The organism is Duganella phyllosphaerae, assembly GCF_001758785.1.
GTDB lineage: Bacteria > Pseudomonadota > Gammaproteobacteria > Burkholderiales > Burkholderiaceae_D > Rugamonas > Rugamonas phyllosphaerae.
Genome location: NZ_LROM01000152.1, coordinates 66853 through 78757 on the forward strand (window position 1 = coordinate 66853; position 11905 = coordinate 78757).

The following is an 11905-nucleotide window of genomic DNA, read 5'->3' on the forward strand; positions in this document are numbered from 1 at the left end:
GGAGAGAAGCATGAACGCAGTTACGAAAGAAAGCCAAGCCGCTATGCAGTTTGCGCCCGCCCCCGCTGACCTACCAATGGTCGCCACCAGTAGCGCCTCGCTGATACTGGACAGCGCGAGCATGGACAGCATCATGCGTCTGGCGGACATCATGGCGAAGGGTCGCTCTACGATCCCAGAGCACCTGCGGGGCAACGCAGCCGACTGCGCCGCAGTGGTTATGCAGGCCGTCCAGTGGCGCATGAATCCATTTGCCGTCGCTCAAAAGACCCATCTTGTCAACGGGGCGCTGGGCTACGAGGCGCAACTGGTCAATGCTGTGATCCAGTCGAGCGGCGTCGCAGAAGATCGCTTCAACTACGAATGGTACGGTCCATGGGAACGGATCATCGGCAAGACCAAAGTCATCACAGTGCCGGCCAAGGCCGACAAGAAAGAATACCAATTCCGCGTACCGGATTACGGCATGGAAGCCGAGGCAGGTCTCGGCGTGCGCGTGTCTTGCACGTTGAAGGGAGAATCGGAGCCTCGCGTTCTTGATCTGCTGCTGGTCCAAGCTAGTGTTCGCAACTCGCCACTTTGGGCGTCCGACCCGAAACAGCAACTGGCGTACCTTGCCGTGAAGCGCTGGACTCGACTGCACGCGCCGGACGTGATCCTGGGCGTCTACACCCCCGATGAGTTGGAGGAGGTCAACCGCGAGATCCGGGATATCACCCCAATGGCTGAGCATGTCACCGGCACCGTGCCTGCACCCGAGGCAGCGCCGGAACTGATTCACGAAGCACAGGCTGCCGCGTCCAAGGGCGTCGCCGCCTACCAGAAATTCTGGAGCGACACCGGTGCGCCAAACCGCAAGTCACTTGCCGCCCATCACGATGGCTGGAAAGCTGCGGCGACCGCCGCCGACCAAGGCCGCACCATCGACGCCGAGCCGACCGCTGGTACCACGAAGCCGCTGTCGGCGGACATGCAAGCACTGCTGGCCGACCTCACGGCCGACGCTGATGCCGGTGCCGACTTCTTCGACGAAGTATGGGGGCGCCTGTCGCCGGCTACGCAAGACTGCCTGGTCAATGAATATCCCAAGTTGAAGGCCCGCGCCGAGGCAGTTGGAGCGGGCAAATGATCGTCTTGAACTGCGCCCAAGGAAGCCCGGAATGGCACCAGGCCCGCGCGGGCGTGATCACGGCCAGCATGTTCGTGGTTGCCCGCTCGCGCACCGGCGGCCTTGACGAGAAGCAGCAGGCGTACGTCACCGCGATGCGCTCCGGCATGAGCGAGGGTGCTGCCCGCGATCTGGCCGGCTACCGTGCGGCGCCGAAAGCCGAATCCATCCAGCGCGCCATCGAAGGCTTGCCGGTTGGTGACTTCTCGGAAGCGGCCAAGGCCTACGCCTTTCGCCTGGCCATCGAGCGTATCAGCGGCATGCCCCTGGATGAAAGCTTCGAAACATACGCCATGCGGCGCGGCCACGAACTGGAGCCGGCAGCGCGGCGAGAGCACGAGATTGCCAGCGGCCACATGGTGCAGCGTGCGGGTTTCGTTCTCTCTGGTGACCACCTGTTCGGCGCCAGCGCCGACGGCCTGATCGGCAAGGACGGCGGCAGTGAATACAAATGCCTGATATCGCCGGAGCGCCTGCAACGCATCTACATCGACGGCGACGCGAGCGAGTTCATGGACCAGGTGCAGGGCTGCATGTGGCTCACGGCGCGGAAGTGGTGGGACTTCTGTGTGTACTGCCCCGCGATGGAAATCATCGACAAGCACCTCTGGATGCGCACCTACCAGCGCGACGACGAGTACATCGACCAGATGGTCGAGGAGCTTGCCGAGTTTGAAAAATTGGTCACCCACTACGAAACTACTTTACGGATGAAGGAAGCAGTATGAACAACCACCCAGCAGAAAACGAAGCCGTCGGCGCCGTCGCAATCCAGGCTGGCACCGGTGCGCCCGCCACCAGCCAACTGATCACCCTGGATCCAGCCAAGTATGTCGCGGAGGTGTTTAAACCATTCAACGACAAACTGGAAACTTTGAAGGTTGAAGCTGACGCCATTACCCCTGACGCCAGCACCACCGCCGGCATGGACGTCTGCATCAAGTACCGTGCCGCTTTCCGCGACGACGTGCGCATCGCCGGCGAGAAGGCCCGTGCCGACCGCAAGGCGCCAATCCTCCAGATCGGCAAGCTGCTTGACACAAAGTACCGCGACCTGCTCGAGGCGGTGGCGCCGTATGAGGCGAAGTTTCACAACGCCATCGAGGCCGAGAAAAAGCGCAAGGAAGATTTGAAGGCAGCCGAGGCAGCGCGCGCCGAGCAGACCCGCCTTCGCGTCGTCGCTATCCGCGAACTGCCGCTCCAGGCCGTCGGCCAGTCGGCCGAGGTCATTGCCAAGATGGTGGCGGCGCTGGAAGCCGACGAGCCTGATGACACCTTCGGCACGCTGCTGGATGCGGCCAAAACGGCGCGCACCGAGGTGCTGGCCAAGCTCGCCGCGTTGCAAGTCACCGCGAGCGAGTCGGAAGCAGAAGCCGCCCGCATCACCGCCGAGCGCGCCGAACTGGCGCAACTGCGCGAAGCCGCCGCCGAACGTCAGCGCCTGGCGCAAGCCGAGGCCGAGCGCGTGGCCGCAGCACAGAAGGCGGAGGCCGACCGCCTGGCCGCGCTGGCCGCCGAACAGGAAGCCGCTGCACTGCGCGAGCGTGAAGCTGCCGCTGCGCGCCTGAAAGCCGAAGCCGACGCCCAGGCCGAAAAGAATCGCCTTGCCCAAGCTGAAATCGACCGCCAGCTCGCAGAGATTGCCGCAACCAAGGCCGCCGCCGAGGCTGCCCAGCGCCGCGCAGATGCCGAACGCCAGGCGAGCGAGACGAAAGCTGCTGCTGAGCGCCAGGCTGCCGCCGACCAGGCCGAGCGCAACCGCGTGGCTGCCGAAACGAAGGCGCAGATGGAGCAGCAGGCCGCCCAAGTGTCCGCCCAGCGCGCGGCGCAGGCCACGGCCGACCGCGCCACTCAGGTAGCACAGCCATCCATTCGGAGCGCCATCGCCGCCGCGCACCAGGGCATCGCCCAGGATCAGGCCGCTGCGCTGGCCGATCAGGGCCAACTGGCCGACCTCGCAAATGCGCAGAACGGCGCGGCCGTCGCCGACGACCTGTTCTCGATCGGCAGCGCCGCCAGTGCGACCACGCCGCCAGCCTTGCGCCTCGGCCAGATCGGCGAGCGCCTGGGCATTTCGCTGACGGCCGAATTTCTGACTTCGCTTGGCTTCGCCCCGGCGGCCACCGACCGCGCCGCCAAGCTGTATCACGACGCCGATTTCCCGCGCATGTGCGCTGCGCTGACCCGGCACATCGCCGCCGTCCAGGCCAAGTTTTCCGTCTAACCAGTTCACCACCAGGAGCCATCCATGAACGCAAACAGCATTGCCCTCACCCCGGTCAAGTCCAGCAAGCTGCACGCCATCGGCCACGACGCCGCCAGCCAGACTCTAGCCGTCCAGTTCTTTGCCAAGGGCGCGCCCGGCAACGTGTACCACTACGCCAATTTCACGGCGCAAGAATTCACCGCATTCGCAGGCGCCGAGTCGGTGGGCAAGCACTTCATCGCGCACATCCAGCCGCACAAGCAAAAGCACCCTTACCAGAACATGGGCGTGCCGGTGGCGGCGCCGGTTGCGGCACCGAAGTTGAGCAAGGAACTGCTGGCCGTGGCGCTGCACGGCCGCGAATACCCCTTCGACCTGACGAAGGAAGAGCAGGCCCAGGCTAAGGCGGCCGGCCTGCTGGTGATCTTCGGCGCCAGTGACGACCTGATGGAACTGCGCGGCATCGAATGCGACGAGATCGGTGCGCCTGGTGTGGCCCTGATCGACGCGAAGGGCTTGCTGCCGAATCGCGACAGCATCGATGACGACGCGGTGCTCAAGGACTTCTTCGCCCGCGAGCCGCTGGCGCGCAAGGTCGAGGCTCTGTGGGCTGCCGAGGATGACACCAGCTGGACCTACCGCACCGACGTTCCGCATGCCACCTTCGACATCATGGAAGACGGCATCGTGTACTGCCGTGGCATCGTCATTGACGTGGCCGACCTGGGCGGTGCAGCGTGAGCCGCCGGCCACCATCGGCCGCGCAGTTACAGGCGACCTGCAACAAGTTCAATGCGGCGCACCATGTCGGTGCCGCCGTCACGGTGCAGCTGGATGGTGGCGAGATCCGCGAGACCATCACCACCAGCGAGGCCCAGGTACTCAGCGGCCACAGCGCCGTCATCTGGCTCAAGGGAATCAGCGGCTGCTATCTGCTGGACCGCGTGACGCCGGCGACGGCCGTATGAGCGCCGCCTGCACCGAAGAGCGATTCCTGCTCGACGTGGCCAAGCACGAAATGACCGTGATCCGCGACGACGGCGTGAGCCGCCACATCCGCTTCAAGAAGCCGGAAAGCAGCGACATGTTTTTCGACCTGATCACCTGGCCCGGCCACCTCTGCTACACCGGCGACATGGGCACGTACGTGTTTCAACGCTTGACGGACATGTTCGAGTTCTTTCGCACTGACCGGGAATACAACCAGTCTCGCGGGCGGAAGTTGGGCATCAACCTGGGCTACTGGACCGAAAAGTTGATCGCGGTAGATGGTAACCGCCATGGCGGCAAGCCTAAGGCGTTCGATGAAGAAAAGTTCAAGCTGGTCATCAACGAATACCGCGTGCAGTGGATGCGTGACGCGAAGGAAAGCAACTCACTGAACAAGGAGGGGCGACGGGAACTGTGGGAGGCCGTCGAGGACGAGGTGCTTGGCGCGCTGGAAGATGGCGGCGACCGTGCGCAATATGCGGCCTACGACTTTCACCATGCTGATCCTCGCGACTCGCAGCATCGTGGCTGGCAGTTCGATGACCTGTTCGAGCGCGACTTCACCGAATACACGCACAGCATCATCTGGTGCTGCTACGCGCTGGCATGGGGTATCGAGAAATACGACGCGGCCAAGCAGTCGGCGGCCGAGGCGGTGCCGGCATGATCATCGCCGGCACGTTGGTCGAAGTCGGCCAGATCGACGACCAGGGCACGCTCGGCGCGGTAGTGCAGCGCCTAAACGGCGAGACCATCACCATCACCGGCCTGACGCTGGACGAGACGCGCGCGGTGGCGCAGCGCCTGTTTCTGTCGGTGATGATCACGGTGGCTGCGGGAGCACCGCCATGACGCGCCAAACGTTTTTCCTCGTACACGCCGAGGCCCGGCGCCGCGCAGCAGCGTTCGCCGGCACAGCGCCGGAGGGCTGGATGGTCGTCTTCTCCGAGCCGCGCAAGAAGCGGGCCCAGGAGGAAAAGTACCACGCGATGATCGGCGAGATCGCGAAACAGATCGAACACATCGGCCGCAAGTGGGACGCGGACGACATGAAGCGCCTGCTGGTGGACGAGTTTGCCGAAGAGATGCGCTTGGCCTGCACGCCGCTGCATCACGACGGCCGCGTCACCGTGAGCTTCGACGGGCGCCGCACCGTGCAACTCGGCATCCAGACCGCCGAGTTCTACGTGAAGGAAGCGGCGCAGTTCATTGAATTTTTGTACGCCTTCGGCACCGCGCGCGGCGTCGTATTTTCAGAATAGGATCACCATGTTTAAGAACCTCCAAATTTACCGCCTGCCGAGCAACTGGCCAATGACCGCCGAGGCCCTGGTGGCCGCGCTCGAGCCGCACGCCTTCACCCCAGCCAGCAGCTACGAACTGCTGCGCCAGGGCTGGTCCGCGCCGCGCCCGAATGGCGACCTGGTCCACGTGGTCAACAAGCAGTACCTGCTCAAGCTCGAAACCGAGAAGAAGCTGCTGCCGTCCACCGTGGTCAACCAGGTGGCCGCCGCGCGCGCCGCCGAGATGGAAGAGGCCCAAGGCTTCGCGCCGGGCAAGAAAGCCATGAAAGAATTGAAGGAGCGCGTGGCCGACGAGCTGCTGCCGCGTGCGTTCAGCATCAAGGCGCAGACGTTGGTGTGGATCGATCCGGTCAACGGCTGGTTGGTGGTCGATGCCGCCAGCCCATCGAAGGCCGACGAGGTGATCAAGCTGCTGCTCAAGGCCGTGGACAAACTGCCACTGGAAAGCCTGCGCGTGCAGCGCTCGCCCGTGGGCGTGATGACCGAATGGCTGCAAACCGACGAGGCGCCGGTCGGCTTCACCGTCGACATGGACGCCACGCTGCGCGCCACCGGCGAGAGCAAGGCCCAGGTCGCGTACAAACGCCACACCCTGGAGCCCGGCGAGGTGCGCCGCCACATCGAGGCCGGCAAGCAGTGCACGCGGCTGGCCATGACGTGGGAAAGCAAAATCTCGTTTGTGCTCGACGAGACCCTGGCCATTAAGTCGGTCAAGGCGCTCGACGTGCTGAGCGAGAAAGAGTCGAGCACCCGCAACGAGGCCGAACGCTTCGATGGCGACTTCATTCTGATGACCGGAGAACTGGCGAAGATGCTGGCTGCCGTGGTGGAAGCGCTGGGCGGCGAGGCAACGATGGATGCGCCTGGCGTGGAGAAGCGTGCGGCTCCACCCGGCCAGCAGAATGTCGAGCGCGCAGTGCGCCTGGGCGCAGAGCTGTACAAGCAGCGCGCCCTCCACCGCGACGTGCTGGGCACGCTGTACGAGCAGACGATCGAGCCTTACATGGCGCGCGTCCGGGCGCGAATGGATGAAGCCGGCGGCGCCGTCGAGGCCGCCATCGCACTGGCGAAGGAGCAGGCCACCGGCTCGACTTCGGCCCAACTGTTCCTGGTTGCGGCGGTGGAGATTGTGGAACCGAGTCCGCGCCCGGCAGCCGGCGACGAACCAGTGCGGGAGCAGCGCGTGGTGACGAGCCTAGCCGACGACGTGCCGGTCGGCGACGGCAGCGCCACCGATCCGCTGTACGACCAGGCCGTAGCCGTGGTGCGCACCAACCAGCGCGCGTCGATCTCGCTGATCCAGCGCCACCTGCGTGTTGGATATAACCGCGCGTCACGCCTGCTGGAGAACATGGAGGGATCCGTCGTCGGGCCGCTAATGTCGAACGGCAATCGCGAGCTACTCAAATAAAAAGGTATTAACACGGCATGAATCTCAATACTCAACATGCGTAGTCCCAACGAAAAATCGATGGCACTCGGTGGCCGCAACGTCAAGACTTCCGGCAACCTGATTAAGGTATCGGATTGCTTCCTCCTCAATTTCCTGGGAGCGCTCAGGGCTAAGGATTCGCCTTGGGTTTCCCGATCGGAGCAAGCCAACACAGTGTCGGAGAACATCTCTGGCGGCAACGAGTTCGGAGGTGACATTGCGGGGCAAAATCATCAAGGGCAATACCTCGTCATCGGTCCACAGATCTGCTTTGGCGATCTCTTCCGCCATTTGCTCATATCGGAAACCTTGAACCTCGGCACTCGTCAGACCGTATTTCACATCTTGAACAAGTTTCAACGCAGATGTAATCCGAAGTTGCAAGGCAGAGGCAGCTACTGCAGCTCGCGCGGACTGCTCCCGAACACGAGTTCGCTCGGCAGCGGTCGCGAGCCAGATGGTTCCGATCAACGTACCAACCGTTCCAATTGCGCCCGCCCAGGCAGCACAGTCGGCGGAAGTTACAGGAGGGGCGCAATACAGCGACGCTCCGAAGTAGCCAAGGAAGAAGCTAGCGCATGCGGTAGCGAGGCAGCCGCCAGCAATTTTAAATATTCTCATTAGGAAATAATAACATGAGCAATGAACGCCCCATCCTCATGAACGGCGCCATGGTGCGCGCCACGCTGGACGGCAGCAAGACGCAGACGCGGCGGATCATGAAGCCGCAGCCAGAAGTGCGCCCAAGCAGCGATGGCCAGCACTGGTGGCCGTCGAATCTCGCACAGTCGATGATGTCCGTGGAGCAATTCCAGCAGCACCCCGGCATATTTGATGACCTGTGCCCGCACGGCCGCCCAGGAGATCGACTTTGGGTGCGCGAAGCTTTCGCCCGTACAGCCGTTTGTCAGGCGCCCGGTCAAGAATGGGTGGTCTATCGCGAAGGCGACAACCGCACCGACTACGGCGGCCCCTGGAAGCCGAGCATCCACATGCCGCGCTCAGCCAGTCGCATCATGCTGGAAATCACCGGCGTTCGCATCGAGCGCCTGCAGGACATCAGCGATTCCGACATCGAGGCCGAGGGCATCGACATGGTGGCGCTGGCCGAGGCGCAGGAGCGCTATGACGTGGTGGCGAAGGATGGCAACGCCTCGGGCCGGCCAACCCTGCGTAGCGCCTGGCGCGATCTATGGGAATCCACTGGTGGAGACTGGGATGCCAACCCGTGGCTGTGGGCTATTTCGTTCCTGCGGGTGAAGCCTTGAACCGCCACCTAAGCTGGCAGCGTTTCGACTATCTGTCGGAGTCCGCGGTGAGTGCAGGGCCGACCTGGAGCGACCAGTCTCACCAGTGCGTTTCGCTCAGCCGCAGTCCGGTTGGCGTCGGCATACCCACGGTCGAAAAGCTCTCCAAGGTGGTCAGCGTGGAGACTCTTTTTGCTAGTCGCGTTGAAGCAGATCGACGCGCGACCGTTGCGATTCCAGGTTACGCCCAGCTCCCGTGCGGCAGCGCTTTCGATAACTGCGGCGATAAATTCGTTCCGGTCCATAAATCCTCCAAGGTGAAGGGAAATCGTAGCATGCACTCCAATGACGCGGCCAGCGCAACGAAGTACCTCACAGCCCGCCGCGTCGCCTGCATCGGCGCCCTCAAGCTTTACGGCCTGGTCCTGGCCGCCCTGCTCTGCGACTGGATGTCGAAGTGAGCGCGCGCGACGAGGCGCCAGCCGAGCGCGTCAAGACCGCGCAGGATCTGGCCGACGATCACGACCTGCGGATCACCCGCGCGCGGCAGCGGTGCCAGGCGGTGGGCTTCAACGGCGCGAAGTACTTCGTCAGCACTTACTGCCACCACGAAGGCGATGCGGAAATGGTGGTCTACCTCAAGGGGCGCGCCGATCCGGTGCGGCCATGTGACATAACGATATTGGAGCAACCTGTATGAACGACGACATCAAACAAACGCCGGTGCCAGCGGTTCCCGCGCAAACGGGAATGCAGTCTCTCGGCTGGGATGCCGTGAATTCTGCTGCGAATACGGCAAATAACAATTTCGGGCAGTGGATGCCCGAACGCTGGCTGCAAGAATTCGTCAAGGCATATAACGCATCTATCCCTGCCCAGCCAGTGCAGCAGCCTGCGGCAGTGGCTGCGGACCTCGCGGCGTTCAACGCTTATTTCTGCAACACGCTTTCATGCGATGGAGTGGAAACCGAGCAGCAAGTCGAGGACTGCCGCGTTGCCGCTTACGACGCTTGGTGCGAAGCTACGCGCCGAGCCGACGCCCGCGCAGCTCTCGCCGCCCCGGGCGCTGCGCCAGTTGCGGGGCAAGAGCCGTTTGGTTACATGACGAAAAGCTCAATTGCAAGCATTTCTTCAATGCCTTCTGACTTCGCAACTTTCCGCAACGTCATGGTACGCAATACCCCTGTGAAGAGCTGCTCGACTGGAATTTATCTCGCCCATGTTCCTGCCGCCAGCGTGCAGCCTGCCACGATAACGCTCGACGGTCACCAGTTGCGTATGGCGCTGGACTTCATCAACCCGGACGGTCTGGCCGACCGCGACCAACTAGACAATGATCTCACGTTCGGCGTGCGCCAACACCGGGACGATGACGGCAAGGTGAGCACCGGCATGTGCTGCTGGAACGACGATACGGACGGCGTGCTGCCGCTGGATGGCGAGTATGAGGGCCACGCCGCCGTGCAGCCGGATAGCGTGAGCGATGCGGCGCTGCTCTCGGCCATTCGCAACGGCGTGCCGCTGGAAGAGCCTGTATCCATAGCCAAGGCCATGATGGCGCAAGTGAAGGCGAGTACGTGTCTAGACAAGGGTCTCGGCCCGCTTGCAATGGTCCAGTTGGTGAATATCCAGGTGCAGCCATTGACGCATACGAAAGAGACCGCGACCACCTACGCGGACGGCTTCAATCGCGGCGTGGAGTGGCTGCGGTCTTCGATCATCGAATACGCCGACAAACTTGCCCCCGTCAACGTCGCGCAGGTGGGGGAATTGATCGGCCTGATTGAGCGCACCGTCGAGCGACTGAATCGCGCCCAAATCTTCCCGTTGGCGTCCGAATGGAACGCCATTCTCGCCGCTGCAAAGAAAGGCCCGACGACGTGAAGGCTAAAGACCTCCCCACACAACGTCACCTGCCCCAAGGCGAAGTCTTGCTGGAAAGCGGAGTCCCGATCCCAGCCCGTCGCCAGCGCACTGCCATGACCAAGCTTAAGGAAGTTGCAGCGGACATGGCGGTCGGAGATTCCATCCTGGTGTCATCGGAGGAAGTCGTCGGCGGTGTCACCACGATCCTGGAGCAGAAATTCGGCGGGAAGTATTCCAGGAAAACCTACAAGACCGGGCCGGAGCGTGGCTTCACCCGTATCTGGCGACTTGGGTAGCAACCAACAAGGAGTACAACATGCGCATCACCCCCGAGCAGATCATGGCCTACGACCAGCACTGCACCCGCGAACAGGCCGAGCGCCTGGCGCGGCAGATCAATCAGGAGACGCCACCGTGAAATTCGACGAAAACGAACTGGCCCGCATCGCCGAGCTGGTGGCGAGCAAAAACAAAAGCCCGATGGGCGAGTTGAACCGGCAACAAATTTGCACCGCCCTGGGCGTTAGTGAATCGACGATCCGGCGGCTCGAGCAGCAGGGAATGCCGTACACGCCGGTCGGCGTGCGCTCGAAGCGCTACGACCTGGCAGAATGCAAGCAGTGGTTAAAGGACAATCAAGTATGTCAATCTGGAAAGATAAAAAGGGCAAGCTCCACGTCGGAATCATGGTCGATGGCAAAAGAGTTCACCGAGAGTTGTCGGAAGGTGCAACTGCGGGTGATGCCAAGCTAGTCGAGGCCGAGCTGAGGGCGGCGGTGGCCCGGGCGCCGAAGGATAAGCAGGTCCGCGTGCCTGGTGATCCACCGATGGCCGCGATACTCGCGATCTTCGTGGAGCATTCGGCAGCGCTGCGCAGTGCAGACACGGCCAAGCACCATGCCAAGCGACTCGGCGCGTGGGCAGAGAAATACAAGGCCAGCCAGGCGCAAGAGTTCGCAGACCACGTCATCCGCGACATGAGCAAGCTCATACCCGATCGGAAAACCGGCAAGATGAAGCCGGCGTACGCGCCCGCCACCATCAACCGATCCCTGGCCTGCGCCAAGAAGGGTTTGCACCTGGCATGGCGCCAGCGGCTCGTTCCTGAAAATTACGGGCTGCGCATCGAGTCGGTCGCGGTGAACAACAAGCGCGAGGTGTTCCTAACCGTCGAGCAGGTGAAAAAGATAGCTTCGTTCTGCACTCCCATCGCCCAGGCGGCAATTTGGGCCGCGCTGCTGACTGGCGCAAGGCGGGGCGAATTGTTCAAGATCGAGAGCCAGCATATCGGCAGGGACGCGATCACCTTCCCTGCCAGCAATACGAAGACGCTGCGCATGAGAGTAATACCGATCATCCCGGCGCTGCGGCCATGGTTGAAATATTTTCCGTTGGAAATGACGCTGTACGGTGTGCAGTCGTCGTGGCGCCGGGCGCGCGTGAAAGCGGGCATGCCGCATGTGAACTTCCACGATCTGCGCCACTCTTGCGCTAGCATCATGCTGGGCCTGGGCGTGGACCTGTACACAATCAGCAAGATCCTCGGCCACGCCAACGTGCAGACCACCCAGCGCTATGCCCACCTGCAGGTCGATGCGCAGCGCCTGGCGCTGGATAAGCTGTCGCAATTGGTGGCGGTTTCACGCAAGTAAATTACACTGAAAAATTACACTGAATAAAAAAAGCCGACCT

17 protein-coding genes and 1 pseudogene are annotated in these 11905 nt (G+C 62.6%); all 18 read left to right on the forward strand.

All coding sequences use genetic code 11. From position 1 onward, the window contains the following. Positions 1–10 precede the first annotated feature (10 nt). The 18 genes and pseudogenes from DUPY_RS29135 to DUPY_RS25760 all read left to right on the forward strand — a co-directional run bounded on the left by DUPY_RS29135 (position 11) and on the right by DUPY_RS25760 (position 11865). A complete protein-coding gene (locus DUPY_RS29135) occupies positions 11–1129 on the forward strand; it encodes a RecT family recombinase (RefSeq protein WP_275531542.1) in 1119 nt (372 codons plus the stop codon). Further along, the gene (locus tag DUPY_RS25685; protein WP_070251988.1) at positions 1126–1896 is read left to right on the forward strand and encodes a lambda exonuclease family protein; all 771 of its coding nucleotides are present in this window, start codon (positions 1126–1128) and stop codon (positions 1894–1896) included. Before DUPY_RS29135 ends, DUPY_RS25685 begins: the two co-directional genes overlap by 4 nt. Next, positions 1893–3392: a coiled-coil domain-containing protein gene (locus DUPY_RS25690; protein ID WP_070251989.1), complete on the forward strand. Its 1500-nt coding sequence runs from the start codon at positions 1893–1895 to the stop codon at positions 3390–3392. Before DUPY_RS25685 ends, DUPY_RS25690 begins: the two co-directional genes overlap by 4 nt. Positions 3393–3416: 24 nt before the next feature. Then, positions 3417–4115 carry a KTSC domain-containing protein gene (locus DUPY_RS28990; RefSeq protein WP_229255507.1) on the forward strand — a complete coding sequence of 233 codons (699 nt, stop codon included), beginning with the start codon at positions 3417–3419 and terminating at the stop codon, positions 4113–4115. Continuing rightward, positions 4112–4342: a hypothetical protein gene (locus DUPY_RS25705; RefSeq protein WP_070251990.1), complete on the forward strand. Its 231-nt coding sequence runs from the start codon at positions 4112–4114 to the stop codon at positions 4340–4342. Before DUPY_RS28990 ends, DUPY_RS25705 begins: the two co-directional genes overlap by 4 nt. Beyond that, entirely contained in the window at positions 4339–5031 is a 693-nt protein-coding gene (locus tag DUPY_RS25710) for a hypothetical protein (RefSeq protein ID WP_070251991.1), read from the forward strand. The genes DUPY_RS25705 and DUPY_RS25710 overlap by 4 nt, the downstream gene beginning before the upstream one ends. Continuing rightward, entirely contained in the window at positions 5028–5216 is a 189-nt protein-coding gene (locus tag DUPY_RS28535) for a hypothetical protein (RefSeq protein WP_070251992.1), read from the forward strand. The genes DUPY_RS25710 and DUPY_RS28535 overlap by 4 nt, the downstream gene beginning before the upstream one ends. Further along, the gene (locus tag DUPY_RS28540; RefSeq protein WP_019920837.1) at positions 5213–5626 is read left to right on the forward strand and encodes a recombination protein NinB; all 414 of its coding nucleotides are present in this window, start codon (positions 5213–5215) and stop codon (positions 5624–5626) included. Before DUPY_RS28535 ends, DUPY_RS28540 begins: the two co-directional genes overlap by 4 nt. Positions 5627–5633: 7 nt before the next feature. Continuing rightward, a pseudogene (locus DUPY_RS28995) lies at positions 5634–6533 on the forward strand (recombination-associated protein RdgC); the annotation flags it as partial. 159 nt (positions 6534–6692) lie between these two features. Further along, a complete protein-coding gene (locus tag DUPY_RS29000; protein WP_229255515.1) occupies positions 6693–7079 on the forward strand; it encodes a DNA translocase FtsK in 387 nt (128 codons plus the stop codon). A gap of 60 nt (positions 7080–7139) precedes the next feature. Beyond that, positions 7140–7724 carry a hypothetical protein gene (locus DUPY_RS28135; protein ID WP_141749682.1) on the forward strand — a complete coding sequence of 195 codons (585 nt, stop codon included), beginning with the start codon at positions 7140–7142 and terminating at the stop codon, positions 7722–7724. A gap of 11 nt (positions 7725–7735) precedes the next feature. Then, complete coding sequence (locus DUPY_RS25735; protein ID WP_070251994.1) at positions 7736–8368, forward strand: hypothetical protein; 633 nt, start codon at positions 7736–7738, stop codon at positions 8366–8368. Next, entirely contained in the window at positions 8365–8808 is a 444-nt protein-coding gene (locus DUPY_RS25740; RefSeq protein ID WP_070251995.1) for a hypothetical protein, read from the forward strand. Before DUPY_RS25735 ends, DUPY_RS25740 begins: the two co-directional genes overlap by 4 nt. Beyond that, positions 8805–9047 (forward strand): hypothetical protein, encoded by a 243-nt coding sequence (locus tag DUPY_RS25745; protein WP_070251996.1) that lies wholly within the window; start codon positions 8805–8807, stop codon positions 9045–9047. The genes DUPY_RS25740 and DUPY_RS25745 overlap by 4 nt, the downstream gene beginning before the upstream one ends. Next, positions 9044–10231 (forward strand): hypothetical protein, encoded by a 1188-nt coding sequence (locus DUPY_RS25750; protein WP_070251997.1) that lies wholly within the window; start codon positions 9044–9046, stop codon positions 10229–10231. Before DUPY_RS25745 ends, DUPY_RS25750 begins: the two co-directional genes overlap by 4 nt. Beyond that, positions 10228–10509 (forward strand): hypothetical protein, encoded by a 282-nt coding sequence (locus tag DUPY_RS25755; RefSeq protein ID WP_070251998.1) that lies wholly within the window; start codon positions 10228–10230, stop codon positions 10507–10509. The genes DUPY_RS25750 and DUPY_RS25755 overlap by 4 nt, the downstream gene beginning before the upstream one ends. Positions 10510–10627: 118 nt before the next feature. After that, positions 10628–10966 carry a DeoR/GlpR family DNA-binding transcription regulator gene (locus tag DUPY_RS28140; protein WP_141749683.1) on the forward strand — a complete coding sequence of 113 codons (339 nt, stop codon included), beginning with the start codon at positions 10628–10630 and terminating at the stop codon, positions 10964–10966. Further along, positions 10855–11865: a tyrosine-type recombinase/integrase gene (locus tag DUPY_RS25760; RefSeq protein ID WP_070251999.1), complete on the forward strand. Its 1011-nt coding sequence runs from the start codon at positions 10855–10857 to the stop codon at positions 11863–11865. The genes DUPY_RS28140 and DUPY_RS25760 overlap by 112 nt, the downstream gene beginning before the upstream one ends. Positions 11866–11905: the final 40 nt, after the last annotated feature.